Annotated in this window: 13 protein-coding genes; 5 read left to right on the top strand and 8 right to left on the bottom strand. The window is 70.3% G+C overall.

Translation table 11 applies throughout. The annotated features are described in order from the left end of the window. Positions 1 to 161: 161 nt before the first annotated feature. Positions 162 to 1,244, top strand: coding sequence for an AbrB family transcriptional regulator (locus tag GT347_RS16585; protein WP_160553264.1), 1,083 nt, complete (start codon positions 162 to 164; stop codon positions 1,242 to 1,244). Here GT347_RS16585 and GT347_RS16580 read toward each other — a convergent pair. The 5 genes from GT347_RS16580 to GT347_RS16560 are packed head-to-tail and all read right to left on the bottom strand — an operon-like array spanning position 1,226 to position 6,704. Then, positions 1,226 to 2,383: an acyl-CoA dehydrogenase family protein gene (locus tag GT347_RS16580; protein WP_160553263.1), complete on the bottom strand. Its 1,158-nt coding sequence runs from the start codon at positions 2,381 to 2,383 to the stop codon at positions 1,226 to 1,228. The two genes, GT347_RS16585 and GT347_RS16580, sit on opposite strands and share 19 nt — an antisense overlap. A gap of 4 nt (positions 2,384 to 2,387) precedes the next feature. Continuing rightward, entirely contained in the window at positions 2,388 to 3,452 is a 1,065-nt protein-coding gene (locus tag GT347_RS16575) for an enoyl-CoA hydratase/isomerase family protein (protein WP_160553262.1), read from the bottom strand. Continuing rightward, positions 3,449 to 4,345 carry a 3-hydroxyisobutyrate dehydrogenase gene (gene mmsB, locus GT347_RS16570; RefSeq protein ID WP_160553261.1) on the bottom strand — a complete coding sequence of 299 codons (897 nt, stop codon included), beginning with the start codon at positions 4,343 to 4,345 and terminating at the stop codon, positions 3,449 to 3,451. The genes GT347_RS16575 and mmsB overlap by 4 nt, the downstream gene beginning before the upstream one ends. A gap of 29 nt (positions 4,346 to 4,374) precedes the next feature. After that, entirely contained in the window at positions 4,375 to 5,151 is a 777-nt protein-coding gene (locus tag GT347_RS16565) for an enoyl-CoA hydratase (RefSeq protein WP_160553260.1), read from the bottom strand. A 23-nt stretch (positions 5,152 to 5,174) separates the two neighbouring features. After that, on the bottom strand, positions 5,175 to 6,704 hold the full coding sequence (locus GT347_RS16560; RefSeq protein ID WP_160553259.1) for a CoA-acylating methylmalonate-semialdehyde dehydrogenase: 1,530 nt from the start codon (positions 6,702 to 6,704) through the stop codon (positions 5,175 to 5,177). 129 nt (positions 6,705 to 6,833) lie between these two features. On the opposite strand from GT347_RS16560, the gene GT347_RS16555 reads away from it, so the two are divergent. Continuing rightward, entirely contained in the window at positions 6,834 to 7,751 is a 918-nt protein-coding gene (locus GT347_RS16555) for a LysR family transcriptional regulator (RefSeq protein ID WP_160553258.1), read from the top strand. On the opposite strand, the gene hrcA is transcribed toward GT347_RS16555, so the two are convergent. Further along, positions 7,735 to 8,739 (bottom strand): heat-inducible transcriptional repressor HrcA, encoded by a 1,005-nt coding sequence (gene hrcA / locus GT347_RS16550; RefSeq protein WP_160553257.1) that lies wholly within the window; start codon positions 8,737 to 8,739, stop codon positions 7,735 to 7,737. The genes GT347_RS16555 and hrcA overlap by 17 nt on opposite strands. A gap of 39 nt (positions 8,740 to 8,778) precedes the next feature. Between hrcA and GT347_RS16545 the strand changes: the two genes are divergently transcribed. From GT347_RS16545 to rapZ, 3 genes are read left to right on the top strand one after another with little or no spacing between them, the layout of a single operon-like run. Next, a complete protein-coding gene (locus tag GT347_RS16545) occupies positions 8,779 to 9,669 on the top strand; it encodes an NAD kinase (RefSeq protein ID WP_160553256.1) in 891 nt (296 codons plus the stop codon). 5 nt (positions 9,670 to 9,674) lie between these two features. After that, positions 9,675 to 11,339: a DNA repair protein RecN gene (recN, locus tag GT347_RS16540; protein ID WP_160553255.1), complete on the top strand. Its 1,665-nt coding sequence runs from the start codon at positions 9,675 to 9,677 to the stop codon at positions 11,337 to 11,339. Next, positions 11,317 to 12,216 carry an RNase adapter RapZ gene (rapZ, locus tag GT347_RS16535; RefSeq protein WP_160555396.1) on the top strand — a complete coding sequence of 300 codons (900 nt, stop codon included), beginning with the start codon at positions 11,317 to 11,319 and terminating at the stop codon, positions 12,214 to 12,216. The genes recN and rapZ overlap by 23 nt, the downstream gene beginning before the upstream one ends. Before the next feature lie 10 nt (positions 12,217 to 12,226). Here rapZ and mutY read toward each other — a convergent pair whose 3' ends face one another. Further along, positions 12,227 to 13,303 (bottom strand): A/G-specific adenine glycosylase, encoded by a 1,077-nt coding sequence (mutY, locus tag GT347_RS16530; RefSeq protein WP_407704102.1) that lies wholly within the window; start codon positions 13,301 to 13,303, stop codon positions 12,227 to 12,229. Further along, on the bottom strand, positions 13,304 to 15,277 hold the full coding sequence (locus GT347_RS16525; RefSeq protein ID WP_160553254.1) for a dynamin family protein: 1,974 nt from the start codon (positions 15,275 to 15,277) through the stop codon (positions 13,304 to 13,306). It abuts the gene before it with no gap. Positions 15,278 to 15,315 lie beyond the last annotated feature (38 nt).

Here is a 15,315-nt window from a genome sequence, read left to right as displayed (position 1 = left end):
CCTTCGATTGTCGCATCTTGCGGCGGCCCGCTTCCTGCTTTCCCGAAGTGCGGCAGCGACTTCGGCTCATGATCTGCGAGACTCGCGGCTCTTGACCGCCGCGCGCCGACCCTGGCGCGCCTTTTGCGTTTTTGCCCCGTCGCGGCACCGGACTCCTTCTCTTGCGCTCCGATTCCACCTTGCGCTGGCTGCAACTGCTGGCGCTTTCCCTCGCGATTTCGCTCCTGCTCGTGGCGGCCGGCCTGCCGGCGGCCTGGCTGATCGGTTCGATGGCCGGCTCCATCGTGCTCAGCGTGCGCGGCATCGCGCCGCCGCTGCCCAAGAACACCATGCTGGCCGCCCAGGGCATGGTCGGCCTGCTGATCGCCACCGGGCTGCATGCCGATGCGCTGCGTGAGGTGGGCCGGCACGGGCTGCTGTTCGCCGGGGTACTGCTGGCGGTGGTCGGGCTCAGCGTGCTGCTCGGCGCCATCCTGTACCAGCTGCGGGTGCTGCCGGGCACCAGCGCCTTCTGGGGCGTGTTCCCCGGTGCCGCCTCGGCGATGACGATGATGGCCGAGTCCAACGGCGCCGATGTGCGTTATGTCGCCCTGATGCAGTACCTGCGTGTGGCCATCGTGGTGATGGTGGCCACCAGCGTGATGCATGGCGTGCCGAGCACTGCCGACGCAGCGGGCCACGGCATGGGCAGCCAGCTGCACCGGCTGGCCACTGCGCCCTTCGATGCGGTGGAGCTGGCCAAGACCCTGCTGCTCTGCGCCGCCGCCGTCTGGGCCGGCCAGCGGCTGCGCTGGCCCTCCGGCGCATTGCTGATGCCGATGCTGGCCGGCGCGCTGGCGCAGCACCTGGGCTGGGTACGCATCACCCAGCCGGCCTGGCTGATGGTGATCGTCTACTGCCTGATCGGCTGGGGCATAGGCCGGCGTTTCAGCCGCGACGTGGTGCGCCACGCCTGGCGCTCGCTGCCCTGGCTGCTGGCCTCGATCTTCGCGCTGATCCTGGCCTGCGCCGGCCTGGGCTGGGTGCTGTCGCGCTGGGCCGGCATCGATCCGCTCACCGCCTACCTGGCCACCAGCCCGGGCGGCATCGACGCGGTGGCCATCCTGGCGGCCTCGGCCCATGTGGACCTGCCCTTCGTCATGGGCCTGCAGACCGCGCGCCTGCTGTGCCTGCTGGCGCTGGGGCCGCTGATCGTGCGGGCGGTGGTGCGGCGCCTGGCCGAGCCTCAGACACCCAGGGGATAACCCGCCAGTTCCCGCGCGATGACCATGCGCTGGATCTCGCTGGAGCCCTCGTAGATCTGGGTGATGCGGGCGTCGCGGTAGTAGCGCTCCACCTCGTAGTCCTCCAGGTAGCCGTAGCCGCCGTGGATCTGGATGGCGTGCGAGCAGACCTGCTCGGCCATCTCCGAGGCGAAGAGCTTGGCCTGCGAGGCTTCCGACAGGCAGGGCAGGCCGGCCGTGCGCAGCTGCGCCGCATGCAGCACCAGCAGGCGCGCGGCGTTGATGCGGGTGTGCATGTCGGCCAGCAGGTTGGCGATGCTCTGGTGTTCGCCGATGGGCTTGCCGAACTGCTGGCGTTCGCGGGAATAGGCCAGCGCCCGCTCGAAGGCGGCGCGGGCGATGCCCACCGCCTGGGCGGCGATGCCGATGCGGCCGCCTTCGAGGTTGGACAGGGCGATGGCCAGGCCGCGGCCCGCCTCGCCCAGCATCGCGTCCTGCGGCAGGCGGCAGTCGTCGAGCGCGATGGCGCAGGTGTCGGATGCGCGTATGCCCATCTTGTGCTCCACCCGCTGCACCACGAAGCCGGGTGTGTCGGTGGGCACCAGGAAGGCGGAGATGCCTTTCTTGCCGGCGGCCGGGTCGGTCACCGCGAAGACGATGGCCAGCTGGGCGCGCTTGCCGTTGGTGACGAACTGCTTGGCGCCGTTGAGCACCCAGTGGCCGTCCTCCAGCACCGCGCGGGTGCGCAGGTTGTGGGCTTCGGAGCCGGCCTGGGGTTCGGTCAGGCAGAAGCAGGCGATGGCCTCGCCGGTGGCCAGGGGCGTGAGCCAGCGGGCCTTCTGCGCCTCGCTGCCGTAGCGCAGCACCGGGCCGCAGCCGACCGAGTTGTGCACACTCATCAGCGCGCCCAGGGCGCCGTCGGCGGCCGAGATTTCCTCCACCGCCAGGGCATAGGCGGTGTAGTCGGTGAAGGAGCCGCCGAAAGTGTCGGGCACCACCATGCCGAGCAGGCCGAGCTGGCCCATCTGGCGCACCACGGCTTCGTCGATCCAGCCGGCCTCGGCCCAGGCCGCCGCCCGCGGCGCCACTTCGCCGCGGGCGAAATCGCGGGCCATGTCGCGCACCATGCGCTGTTCTTCGCTCAGGAGTTGGTCGTGCATGGCGTCAGGCCTGTGCGGCTTGGGTGGCGGGCTGAAAGAATGACTGGATCAGGGCCTCGTCCACTGCTTCGAGCGTGGGCGGGTTCCAGCGCGGGCTGTGGTCCTTGTCGACCAGCAGGGCACGCACGCCTTCGATCAGGTCGCCGCGCGGCAGCCAGGCCTGGTCCAGCGCCAGCTCCATGCGCAGGCAGTCGGCCAGCGGGGCGCCGGAGCCGCGGCTGAGCAGCTCCCAGGTCACGGCCACGGCCAGGGGCGAGCGTTTGGCGATCAGGGCCAGGGTCTCCTCGGCCCAGGGCTGGAACTGGGGCCGCTGCTCGGTGCGCAGGGAGGCGACGATGGCCGCCGCGCCCGGCTGGCCGAAATGCAGGGCGATGGCCTCGCTCAGCGCGGACAGCGGCGCATGGCCGATGTCGGCCGGGGTGGTCCAGCCCGCGACCCGCTGCTGCGGCGGGCGGTGCCAGGGGATCTGGTGAAGGCGGGCGATCAGGGCCGGGAGGTCCTGCGTTTCGGCCGAACCCACGCACACATCGGCCAGTCCGGCGAACAAGGCATCGGCCGCGCCGATCTGCACGCCGGTCAGGCCCAGGTAGAAGCCGATGAAACCCGGCAGCCGAGGCAGGAAGAAGCTGCCGCCGACATCCGGGAAATAGCCGATGCCGACTTCGGGCATGGCCATGCGGGTGCGTTCGGTGACCATGCGCAGGGCCGCAGGCTGGGCGATGCCCATGCCGCCGCCCATGGTGTAGCCGTCCATCAGGGCCACGTAGGGCTTGGGGTATTCGGCGATGAAGAGGTCGAGGGCGTACTCCTCTTCGAAGAAACGCAGCCACTGGCCGTCGCCGGCACGCCAGCTGTCGTGCAGCCAACGGATGTCGCCGCCGGCGCAGAAGGCCTTCTCGCCCGCGCCGCGCACCAGCACGGCCCGCACCTGCGGATCGGTGGACCAGAGCGAGAGCTGCTCGTACATGCCGCGCACCATCTCCAGCGAGAGGGCGTTGAGCGCCTTGGGACGGTTGAGCGTGAGCACACCCACGCCGTCGATGACTTCGCCGAGGATCTGCTCTGTCATGCGGCCTTGCCCCGTATGGTTTCGATGATGGCCGAGAAGTCCAGCCCGCCATGGCCCTGGGCGCTGAAGCCCTGGTAGAGCTGCTGCGCCAGCGCGCCCATGGCCACGGGCAGTTTGGCGGCACGGGCGGCCTCGGTGGCCAGGCCCAGGTCCTTCAACATCAGGTCGGTGCCGAAGCCGCCGGTGTAGCCACGCGAGGCGGGAGCATTGGGCAGCACGCCGGGAAAGGGGTTGTAGGTGTCGGTGCTCCAGCAGCGGCCGCTGCTGGTGTTGATGACGCCAGCCAGCACCTGCGCATCCATGCCCAGGGCCACGCCCAGCGACATGGCCTCGGCCGCGCCGATCATGGAGATGCCCAGCAGCATGTTGTTGGCCACCTTGGCCACCTGGCCGTTGCCGGCGCCGCCGCAGTGCACGATGTTGCGGCCCATCCGGGCCAGCACCGGCTGTACCCGGGCGAAGTCGCCATCGGCGCCGCCCACCATGAAGGTCAGCGTGCCGGCCTCGGCGCCGCCGGTACCGCCGGAGACGGGCGCATCGACCATGGCATTGCCCTGGCGCTGGGCCGCTGCCGCGACCTCGCGTGCGGTCATCGGATCGATGGTGGAAGAGTCCACCAGCAGCACGCCCTTGGGCACGACCGCCAGCAGGCCGTCCTCGCCCAGGTAGACGGCGCGCACATGGGCGGCCGCTGGCAGCATGGTGATGAGCATCTCCAGCCCGTGGGTCTGCGCCACCGCCTGCACCGAGGTGGCGGCATGGGCGCCGGCCGTGCTCAATGCCTGCACCGAGGCGGGCACCGGGTCGAACACCGCCAGTTCGTGGCCCGCCTTGACGAGGTTGAGCGCCATGGGGCGGCCCATGTTGCCCAGTCCGATGAAACCGATCTTCATGTTCTTGTCTCCTTCTTGTTGTCGACCGCTCAGCGGTTCTTGAACTCGGGCTTGCGCTTCTCGGCGAAGGCGGCCATGCCCTCCTTCTGGTCCTCGGTGGCGAAGCTGGAATGGAAGAGGCGCCGCTCGAAATGGATGCCCTCGGCCAGCGTGGTTTCGTAGGCGCGGTTGACGGCCTCCTTGGCCATCATCACCACCGGCTGGGACAGCTCGGCGATGCGGGCGGCGGTCTTCATCGCGTCCTCGATCAGCTCGGCCGACGGCACGATGCGCGAGACCAGGCCGCAGCGTTCGGCCTCGGCCGCATCCATGGTGCGGCCGGTGAGCACCATCTCCATGGCCTTGGACTTGCCGATGAACCGCGTCAGCCGCTGGGTGCCGCCGGCGCCGGGGATGGTGCCGATGGTGATCTCTGGCTGGCCGAATTTCGCGGTGTCGGCGGCGATGATGAAGTCGCACATCATCGCCAGCTCGCAGCCGCCGCCCAGCGCGTAGCCGGCCACGGCGGCGATGGTGGGCTTGCGGCACTTGGCCAGGCGCTCCCAGGTGGCGGTGATGAAGTCGGCCTTGTAGACGTCCATGTACGTCCACTCCTTCATCACCTTGATGTCGGCGCCGGCGGCGAAGGCCTTCTCGCTGCCGGTGACCACGATGACGGCCACGCTGTCGTCGGCCTCCAGCTGGTCGAGCAGGCCGGCCAGTTCGGCGGTCAGCCCGGGCGATAGCGCGTTCAGCGCCTTGGGCCGGTTGAGGGTGATGAGCGCCACGGCGCCCCGCTGTTCATGGAGGAGGTTTTCGTATGCCATGGATCGCATTCTGGCCCGATCGCTTACTTCAGGCTGATGGTGGTGTTCACGCCGCTGCTCACCGAGGCGTCGTCGAACCAGCGTTCGGTGATGGTCTTGGTCTGCGTGTAGAACAGCACCACCTGCTTGCCGTAAGGGCCCAGGTCGCCGAGCTTGGACGCCCGCGAGCCGCTGAAGGAGAACAGCGGCACCGGCACCGGGATCGGCACGTTGATGCCGACCTGGCCCACGTCGATGTCTTCCTGGAACTTGCGCGCCGCCGCGCCGGACTGGGTGAACAGGGCCACGCCGTTGCCGTTGGGGTTGGCGTTGACGAAGGCGATGGCTTCGTCGAGCGTTTCCGCGCTGGCCAGGGCCAGCACCGGGCCGAAGACTTCCTGGTCGTAGACGGCCTGGCCGGGCTTGACGCCGCTGAAGATGGTCGGGCCGATGAAGTTGCCTTCCTGGTAGTTCCTGACCTGGACCTGGCGGCCGTCGAGTTCCAGCTTTGCGCCATCGGCGATGCCGCGTTCGATCAGGCCTTCCACCCGCTGGCGTGCGGCGCGCGAGACGACCGGGCCGACATCGGTGCCGGCCTCGACGCCAGCGCCCACCTGCAGGGTGCGGGCCTTGGCCACCAACTCGGGAATCCATTCCCGCGCCTGCCCCACCAGCACCGCCACCGACACCGCCATGCAGCGCTGGCCGGCGGCGCCGAAGGCCGCGCCGGCCAGGGCGTTGAGGGTCTGCTCCTTGTTGGCGTCGGGCAGCACCACCGCATGGTTCTTGGCGCCCATCATGCATTGGGCGCGTTTGCCCGCCAGGGTGGCGCGCTGGTAGACATGGGTGCCGACGCGGGTGGAGCCGACGAAGGAGATCGCCTTGATGTCGGCATGGTCGCAGAGGGCGTTGACCACCGTCTCGCCGCCATGCACCACGTTGAGCACGCCGGCGGGAATGCCGGCCTGCAGCGCCAGCTCGACCAGGCGCATGGTGACCATCGGGTCCTGCTCGGAGGGCTTCAGGACGAAGGTGTTGCCGCAGGCGATGGCCATGGGGAACATCCACAGCGGGATCATGGCGGGGAAGTTGAAGGGCGTGATGCCGGCGCACACGCCCAGGGGCTGCAGCACGGTGTAGGTGTCCACCCCGCCGGCCACGTTGTTGGCCAGCTCGCCCAGCTGCAGGTTGCCGATGGCGGCGGCGTGCTCCACCACCTCCAGGCCGCGGAACACATCGCCTTCGGCATCGGCCAGGGTCTTGCCCTGCTCGGCGGTGAGCAGGGCGGCCAGCTCGGCCATGTGTTCGCGGATCAGCTGCTGGTACTTCAGGAAGATGCGGGCGCGGGTGCCGATGGCGGTCTTGCGCCAGGTCACGAAGGCCTTCTGGGCGGCGGCGACGGCGGCATCCACCTCGGCGACGGTGGCGAAAGGCACGCGGGCCAGCACTTCCTGGGTGGCGGGGTTGACCACGTCGCGCCATTCGGTGCTGGTGGATTCGACGAATTCGCCACCGATCAGCAGCTTGACGGTGGGCGGCTGGGCCTGCGGCAGCGAGGCCGGAAGTGCGGACATGGGTGTCTCCTGTTGGTGTCTCGAAGGCGCATCGTATGCCTGCAAAATTGCCGCCACAACAGGGAAAATGGCAGGCTCTCCTTGCAGATTTGCAGGGCCACCGAACCGGGCGATCACATCGGAAACCACATGGACTGGGACAACCTGCGCTTCTTCCTGGAAACCGCCCGGGCCGGCACCCTGGCCGCCGCCGCGCGCCGGCTGGAGGTGGACCACACGACGGTGTCGCGCCGCATCCAGGCCCTGGAGAAATCCCTGGGCCGGCCGCTCTTCGTGCGCAGCGCCACCGGCTTCACGCCCACCGAGGCCGGGCGCGAACTGCTGCCCCATGCCCAGGCGATGGAGGCCGCCGGCCGCGCCATCGATGCCGACCGCGCCGCCCACCGGCCGAATGGCGAGCTGGCCGGCGCGGTGCGCATAGGCACCACCGAGGGATTCGGCTCGGCGGTGCTGGCGCCGCGGCTGGCGGCCTTCACCGCCGGGCAGCCGCGGCTGGTGATCGACCTGCTGGCGGTGCCGCGCACGGTGAACCTGGGGCGGCGCGAGGCCGATATCGTGGTGGGGCTGGAGCGGCCGGCGCGCGGCGAAGTCATCGCGGTGCGGCTGTGCGATTACCAGCTGCGGCTCTATGCGGCGCGGAGCTATCTGGATGCCCGCCCGCCGATCACCCGCGGCGAGGACCTGCAGCAGCATCCCTTCGTCGGCTATATCGACGAGCTGCTCTTCAGCCGCGAACTGCAGTACCTGCGCGAACTGGGCTCGCCGCGCCGCTTCGCGGTGCGCAGCACCAGCATCGTGGCGCAGTGGCAGGCGGTGGCGGCGGGCGCGGGGCTGGGCGTGCTGCCGGTCTTCCTGGCCGGGGCGGATGCACGCCTGCGGCCGGTGCTGCCGGAGCAGACCCGCTTCACCCGCACCTTCTGGATGTCGATGCCGGTGGAGAACAAGGGCCTGCCGCGCATGCAGGCGGTGTGGGAGATCCTCAAGCAGATCGCGGCCGACAGCGCGCCCCTGCTGATGGGCGGGCAGCCGCCTACTTCGGATGGCTGAGGGCGTTGCCCAGCAGCTTGGAGGTGATGTCCACGATCTGGATCATGCGGTCGTAGGCCATGCGGGTCGGCCCGATCACACCCAGCGTTCCCACCACCTGGCCGTTGACCTCGTAGGGCGCGCTGACCACCGAGAGTTCCTCGATCGGCACCGTGCGGCTTTCGCCGCCGATGTAGATACGCACGCCCTGGGCCTGGTCGGACACTTCCAGCAGCCGCATCAGCTCGGCCTTCTGCTCGAAAAGGTCGAAGGCCCGGCGCAGCTGGCCCATGTCGCTGGAGAAATCGCTGACGGCCAGCAGGTTGCGTTCGCCGGAGATGACCACCTCGTCGGCCGCCACCGATGCATCGGGGCTGGGCGCCACCGCCGCCTGCATCAGCCCGGCGATCTCGGCCTGCAGCGCCTGCACTTCGGAACGCAGGCGCTCGCGCACCTGCTCCATCGCCATGCCGGCGTAGTTCTGGTTGAGGAAGTTGGCTGCCTCGACCAGGCGCGGCTGGGCCACGTCGGTCTCGGTGATGACCACCCGGTTCTGCACATCGCCCTCGGGCGAGACGATGATGACCAGGATGCGCCGCTCCGACAGCCGCAGGAACTCGATGTGGCGGAACACCGAGGCGCGGCGCGGCGCCATCACCACGCCCACGAACTGCGACAGGTTGGACAGCACCTGGGCGGCGTTGGCGATGACCTTCTGCGGCTGGTCGGGCACCAGGGCGGGGTGTTCGGTGAACACGCTGCGCTGGGCGGTGAGCATGGTGTCGACGAAGAGGCGGTAGCCCCGGGCGGTGGGAATGCGGCCGGCGGAGGTGTGCGGGCTGGCGATCAGGCCGAGGTCTTCCAGATCGGCCATCACGTTGCGCACGGTGGCGGGCGACAGTTCGATGCCGGTGGCGCGCGACAGTGTGCGCGAACCGACGGGCTGGCCGTCCGCGATGTACCGCTCCACCAGGGCTTTGAGCAGCAGCTTGGCACGGTCATCTAGCATCGGCGGATTCTAGACTTTGGCATGGTGTAATTTCCCGATATGAACACGCATTTTCGCCACGTAGCGCTGGTCGGCAAATACTTCGTGCCCGTCGGCGAGGCGCAGGCCGATACGGTGCGCGCCACGATGGCCGAAATTGCCGCCTTCCTCCACGGCCAGGGCTGCCGCGTGTCCATGGAAGCCGCCACCGCCGCCGGCAGCGGCCTGGATTTCCCCGCGCTGGATGCCGAAGGCATAGGCCGCGAATGCGATCTGGCCCTGGTGGTGGGCGGCGACGGCACCATGCTGGGCATAGGGCGCGAGCTGGCGCAGTACGCCACGCCGCTGATCGGCATCAACCAGGGCCGGCTGGGCTTCATCACCGACATCGCGCTGGACAACTACGCCAACACCCTGGCGCCCATGCTGGCCGGCCTCTACACCGAGGACCGCCGCAGCCTGATGGAGGCGCAGGTGATCCGCGAGGGCAAGGTGGTGTTCGAGGCACCGGCGATGAACGACGTGGTGGTCAACCGCGGCGCCACCTCCGGCATGGTGGAGCTGCGGGTGAAGGTGGACGGCCATTTCGTGGCCAGCCAGCGGGCCGACGGGCTGATCATCGCCTCGCCCACCGGCTCGACCGCCTATTCGCTGTCGGCCGGCGGGCCGATGCTGCATCCCTCGCTGCCGGGATGGGTGCTGGTGCCGATCGCGCCGCACATGCTGTCCAACCGCCCCATCGTGCTGGCCGATGCCAGCGAGATCGAGGTGGAGCTGGTGGCCGGCCGCGGCGCCAGCGCCAATTTCGACATGCAGTCGCTGGCCTCGCTGCTGCACGGCGACCGGGTGCTGGTGCGGCGCTCGCAGCACCAGGCGCGTTTCCTCCATCCGCTGGGCTGGAACTATTTCGACACCCTGCGCAGGAAGCTGCACTGGAACGAGGGAGCCTGACGGCCGTGGCACTCAAACACATCGCCCTGCGCGACTTCGTCATCGTGCATGCCCTGGAGCTGGACCTGTCCTCCGGCTTCACCGTGCTCACCGGCGAGACCGGCGCCGGCAAGTCCATCCTGATCGACGCGCTGCAGCTGGCGCTGGGCAGCCGGGCCGAGGCGGCCGTGGTGCGCGAAGGCGCGGCGCGGGCCGAGATCAGCGCCGAATTCGACGACGTGGCCGCCCTGAACGGCTGGCTGGAGGATGCCGGCTACGAGGCGGGCGACACCCTGCTGCTGCGCCGCACGGTGGATGCGCAGGGCAAGAGCCGCGCCTGGGTCAACGGCAGCCCGGCCACCGCCGCGCAGCTGCGCGAGCTGGGCGAGCATCTGGTCGACATCCACGGCCAGCATGCCTGGCAGAGCCTGACCCGGCCGGATGCGGTGCGCGGCCTGCTCGATGCCTACGCGGGGGTGGACGTGCAGCCGATGCAGTCGCGCTGGAGCGCCTGGCGCGCCGCCCAGCGCACGCTGGAAGAAGCCCGCACGGCGCAGGATTCGCTGCAGCGCGAGCGTGAACGGCTGTCCTGGCAGATCGGCGAGCTCGACAAACTGGCGCCCGGCGCCGAGGAATGGCCGGAACTCAATGCCGAGCACAGCCGGCTGTCGAATGCGCAGGCGCTGATCGATACCGCGCAGTCGGCCCTGCAGGCGCTGGAGGGGGACGACGGCGGCGCCACTTCGCAGCTGTCGCGTGCGCATTCGCTGCTGCAGGCGCAGGAGGAGCTGGATCCGGAATTCAAGGCGCTGGCCGAGGAGCTGTCCGCCAGCCTGGCGCAGGCCGAGGACGCGGTGCATTCGCTGCATGCCTGGCTGCGCCGTACCGATCCCGATCCACGCGCGCTGGCCGGGCTGGACGAGCGCCTGTCCTCCTGGGTCACGCTGGCCCGCCGCTACCGCCGCACGCCGGAACAATTGCCGGTGCTGCTGGCCGGCTGGCGCGAGGAACTCGCCCGGCTGGATGCGGCCACCGACCTGGAGGCGCTGCAGGCCGCCGAAGCGGCCGCCGACAAGGCTTTCAAGACCGAGGCCCGCAAGGTCTCGCAGGCCCGCACCAAGGCCGCGCCCCGGCTGTCGCGCGAAGTGACGCAAGCCATGCAGGGCCTGGGCATGCAGGGCGGCCGTTTCGAGGTGGACCTGCAGAACAGCGAGGCACCGGCCGCAGGCGGCATGGAAGAGGTCGCCTTCCTGGTGGCCGGCCATGCGGGCAGCACACCGCGGCCGGTGGGCAAGGTGGCCTCGGGCGGCGAACTCTCGCGCATCGCGCTGGCCATCGCCGTCACCACCAGCCGGCTGGGCACGGCGCAGACGCTGATCTTCGACGAGGTCGATTCCGGCGTCGGCGGCACCGTGGCCGACACCGTCGGCCAACTGATGCAGCAGTTGGGCCGCGACCGCCAGGTGCTGGCCGTGACCCATCTGCCCCAGGTCGCCGCCTGCGCCAACCACCATCTGGTGGTGGCCAAGCAGCGCGGCCGCAGCGGCGCCACCGGCAGCGAGGTGGCTCCCGCCAGCGGCGAGGAACGGGTGGCCGAACTGGCCCGCATGCTGGGCGGCGACCGGCCTTCGGGCACCAGCCGCGCCCATGCACGCGACCTGCTGCAGCATGCGGGAGCGGCCGCGCCATGAACATCCATGCCCCAAGCCGCCGGCCCTGGAACTGATCCTGATCACCGGCGTGTCCGGCTCGGGCAAGTCGGTGGCGCTCAATGCGCTGGAAGACGCCGGCTATTACTGCGTGGACAACCTGCCGCCCGACCTGCTGCTGCCCTTCGCGGCGCTGGAACAGCGCCAGCGCGCACCGCGGGTGGCGGTGGCCATGGACGCCCGCAGCGCCTCGGCCCTGCCCCTGGTGCCGCAGCAGCTGGCCATGCTGCGCGCCCAGGGCGTGGCGGTGCGGCTGCTCTTCCTCGATGCCAGCAACGACACCCTGGTGCGCCGCTACTCGGAGACCCGCCGCCGCCATCCGCTGTCGCGCCGCGACATCGCCGACCAGCAGCTGGCGCTGGTCCAGGCGATCGAGCTGGAGCGCGAACTGCTGGCCGAGCTGCGCGAACAGGCGCATGTGGTCGATTCCAGCCTGATGCTGCGGGCGCAGCTGCAGCGCTACATCAAGACCATCATCACCGCGCCGGCCGACCAGCTGCTGCTGGTGTTCCAGTCCTTCGCCTTCAAGCGCGGCACGCCGGTGGATGCGGACTTCATCTTCGATGTGCGCATGCTGCCCAATCCGCATTACGAGGCCGAACTGCGTCCGCTCACCGGCCGCGATGCGCCGGTGATGGCATTCCTCAGCGGCCAGCCCGATGTGGAACGCATGTTCAGCGATATCTCCGGCTTCGTCGGCGGCTGGCTCGATCCGCTGGCGCGCGACCACCGCAGCTATGTCACCGTGGGCGTGGGCTGCACCGGCGGCCAGCATCGCTCGGTGTACCTGGTGGAGCGGCTGGCGGCGCATTTCAGCGGGCAGTGGACCACGCTGAAACGGCACCGCGAGATCGACTGAGGCTTTGGCCCTATAGCTCGCCGAGCAGCCGCCGCACCGGCGTGGGCAGGCCCAGTTCGGCCCATTCGGCGGGCAGGGCCCAGCGGGTGCCGTCTTCCTCCGAAACCGTGGGCGCGGCTTCGGCCAGCACCGGATGCAGGTGCAGGTCCTTGTGGGTCAGCACATGCAGGAAGACCGGCAGGTCCCGCACCGCTCCGGCCGGATGCGCCGCCAGTTCCAGGTCCAGCGCGGCGCGGTCGGCGAATACCGGCACGCAGTAGAGGCCGGCCCAGATGCCACGCTCCGGCCGGCGCTGCAGCAGCACCCGGCCTTCGGGATCGCGGCGCAGCAGGAGCCACCAGGATTCGCTGCTGCGCTTCAGTGTCTTGGTCTTGACCGGATAAGCCTCGGGCTTGCCCTCGGCCCGCGCGGCGCAGACATCGCCCACCGGGCAGAGCAGGCACAGCGGATTGCGCGGCACGCAGACGGTGGCGCCCAGGTCCATCAGGCCCTGGGTGTAGCGCGGCATCTCGCGCGACAGGGTCTCGGCGTCGCCGAAGGGCAACAGCTCGGTGGCGGTGGTCCAAAGCGCGCGTTCGGCGGCCGGCCGCGCCAGGTCGGCGCCATAGGCCAGCACCCGGGTCAGCACCCGTTTGACGTTGGCGTCCAGGATGGCGGCCCGCTCGCCGAAACAGAAGGAGGCGATCGCCGCCGCGGTAGAACGGCCGATGCCGGGCAGCGTGGCCAGTTCCTCGGCGCTGCGCGGGAATTCGCCGCCGAAACGCGCCATCACCTGCTGCGCGGCCTTGTGCAGATTACGCGCCCGGCTGTAGTAACCCAGGCCGCTCCACAGGCCCAGCACCACGTCGGCCGGCGCCTCGGCCAGGGCGCGCACATCGGGCAGGCGGGCGAGGAAACGCGGGAAGTAATCCAGCACCGTGGCGACCTGGGTCTGCTGCAGCATGATTTCCGACAGCCACACCCGGTAGGGGTCGCGTGTGCCCTGCCAGGGCAGGCCGTGGCGGCCGTGGGTGGCCTGCCAGCCGGTGATGCGCCGGGCGAAATCCTGCGGCGGGCGCGTGGCGCCCTGCTCCATCGAGGTGTCCATTCAGGCGGCCGCGGGCAAGGCGGCGGCGGGGGACGGCTCGGACGTCGCGCCGCCCTCGGCAACCGGATCGTCGGACCAGCGCCTGAGCTGCTGCTCCTGCGCCGCCAGCAGGGCCGATTGCGCCTCCAGCTCGCCCATGCGCTCGCCCAGGCTGGAGGCGGCGCCGCGGATGCGGTCGATCGCCTCGATGCGTCGCACGAAGCCGCCGCGCCGCTCGCGCAGCTGCGAATCGACCGGCGCCATGGCGGCGCGGCACCAGCTGGTGATCTCCTCGGCGGCCTCCACCAGCACCGCCCGCACCCGCGATTCCAGTGCCCGGGCCAGCCGGCCGCCGGCGGCGGGCTGGGTCAGCCGCAAGGCCTGGCCCAGGCCGACCTGGGTGGCATGGGCGCGGGCGATGCGTTCGATCTCGTGCGCCCACATGCCGATGGCCGGCTGGGGCGGCACCTGCAGCGCGAAGCCGAAGTCGGCATTGAGCTGGCGAAAGCCGGCACTCATCATGGCGTGGATCTCGCCCACCGCCTTCTCGGCCTTGCGCACCCGCTGCATGGCGCGGGCGAAGGCATCCTGGTAGACCTTGCGCAGGCCCAGCTTCAGGCCGGACTGGCCGAGCAGGCGCTGCAGTTCGGTGAAGTCCGCGGCCATGCCGTCTTCCAGCAGGGCACGCGCCTCCTTCTGCAGCCGGCCGTGCACCGCGTGAAGGGCCAGCACCCGCTTCTCGCTGGCGTCGAACTCGCCCTGCTCCTGCTCAACGCGGTAACGCATGCCGGCGATCACGCTGTCGTTCTTGCCGCGCAGGCCGCGCAGTTCCTGCACCTGTTCTTCGAGTTCGCGGCGGCGCACCGCCAGCAGGCGGGCGGTATCGCTGCGCACCCGTGCCAGGGCGAGTTCGACCGCATCGCGCAGCACCTCGCGCCGGCTGGCGACCAGGCCCTGCGCCAGCACTGCCTCCAGCAGCGGCAGGCCGCTGGCCTGCAGCAGCGGCGCGTCGTTCTGGATGCGCGCCACCAGTCCGCGCTGGGCCGACACCGGAATCACCCGCGCCGTCGGCACGCCCAGCAGCGCGGCCGAACTGGCGCGCTGGCGGTCGGTCTGCGCATGGATCTGGGCGACGCTGCTGATGCCGTCCCACAGCACGTCGATCTTGTTGAGCACCACGATGCGGTTGTCGGTGTGCTGGCCGTCGCCCTGTCGCGGCGCCAGGTACTGCTGCCAGAGCTGCAGGTCGGAGCGGGTCACGCCAGTGTCGGCGGCCAGCACGAAGACGCTGGCATGCGCGTCGGCCAGCAGCTGCACCGTCAGATCGGGCTCGGCGCCGACGGCGTTCAGCCCCGGCGTGTCGAGGATGACCAGGCCCTGGCGCAGCAGCGGATGGTCGATATTGACCAGGGCATGGCGCCACATCGGAATCTCGACCAGGCCGTCGCTGCCGCGCACCGGATTGTTCTCGGGCTGCTCGTCGCTCCAGAAATCGAGTTCACGCGCCCGGGCCACCGACACACGCAGCACCTGGGCCACGCTGTCGAGCGTGGTCGCCATCTGCGCGGGCTGGCCGGCATCCAGCGGCAGGGCGGTCCACGCCTCGGGCTGCTGGCGCCAGGCCGACAGCGGCCGCGGATCGGTGCGGGTCTCGATCGGCAGCAGGCGCAGCTGGCTCGGCTGGCCGTTCTCGTAGCCCAGCTCGGTCGGGCACATGGTGGTGCGGCCGGCGCTGGCGGGCACGATGCGCCGCCCGTGGTGGGCGAAGAAGATGGCGTTGATCAGCTCCGACTTGCCGCGCGAGAACTCGGCGACGAAGGCCACCATGAGTTTGTCGCGCTGCAGGGTGTCGCCGATCTGCGCCAGGCGGCCGAGCATGCCGCCTTCGGCCAGCTGCTGCTCGACCAGCCAGGCCGAGAGTTGCGCGATGCCCTGCGCGGTGCTGCTGCGCCAGGCGCCGTGACGGTCCAGCTGGTCGGAAAAAGAGGTGGTCACGTTGGCGCGGGGGGTGGGTTTTTGACTATAGCACCCGG

This window comes from Xylophilus rhododendri, assembly GCF_009906855.1.
Taxonomy (GTDB): domain Bacteria; phylum Pseudomonadota; class Gammaproteobacteria; order Burkholderiales; family Burkholderiaceae_C; genus Xylophilus; species Xylophilus rhododendri.
This window is presented reverse-complemented; position numbering and strand designations above follow the sequence as displayed.

Bases quoted from the DNA above. Each gene is read 5' to 3' on its own strand.
- GT347_RS16580 (WP_160553263.1), bottom strand. From the start codon at position 2,383: ATGCACGACCAACTCCTGAGCGAAGAACAGCGCATGGTGCGCGACATG.
- GT347_RS16575 (WP_160553262.1), bottom strand. From the start codon at position 3,452: ATGACAGAGCAGATCCTCGGCGAAGTCATCGACGGCGTGGGTGTGCTC.
- mmsB (WP_160553261.1), bottom strand. From the start codon at position 4,345: ATGAAGATCGGTTTCATCGGACTGGGCAACATGGGCCGCCCCATGGCG.
- GT347_RS16565 (WP_160553260.1), bottom strand. From the start codon at position 5,151: ATGGCATACGAAAACCTCCTCCATGAACAGCGGGGCGCCGTGGCGCTC.
- GT347_RS16560 (WP_160553259.1), bottom strand. From the start codon at position 6,704: ATGTCCGCACTTCCGGCCTCGCTGCCGCAGGCCCAGCCGCCCACCGTC.
- GT347_RS16555 (WP_160553258.1), top strand. From the start codon at position 6,834: ATGGACTGGGACAACCTGCGCTTCTTCCTGGAAACCGCCCGGGCCGGC.
- hrcA (WP_160553257.1), bottom strand. From the start codon at position 8,739: ATGCTAGATGACCGTGCCAAGCTGCTGCTCAAAGCCCTGGTGGAGCGG.
- GT347_RS16545 (WP_160553256.1), top strand. From the start codon at position 8,779: ATGAACACGCATTTTCGCCACGTAGCGCTGGTCGGCAAATACTTCGTG.
- rapZ (WP_160555396.1), top strand. From the start codon at position 11,317: ATGCGGGAGCGGCCGCGCCATGAACATCCATGCCCCAAGCCGCCGGCC.
- mutY (WP_407704102.1), bottom strand. From the start codon at position 13,303: ATGGACACCTCGATGGAGCAGGGCGCCACGCGCCCGCCGCAGGATTTC.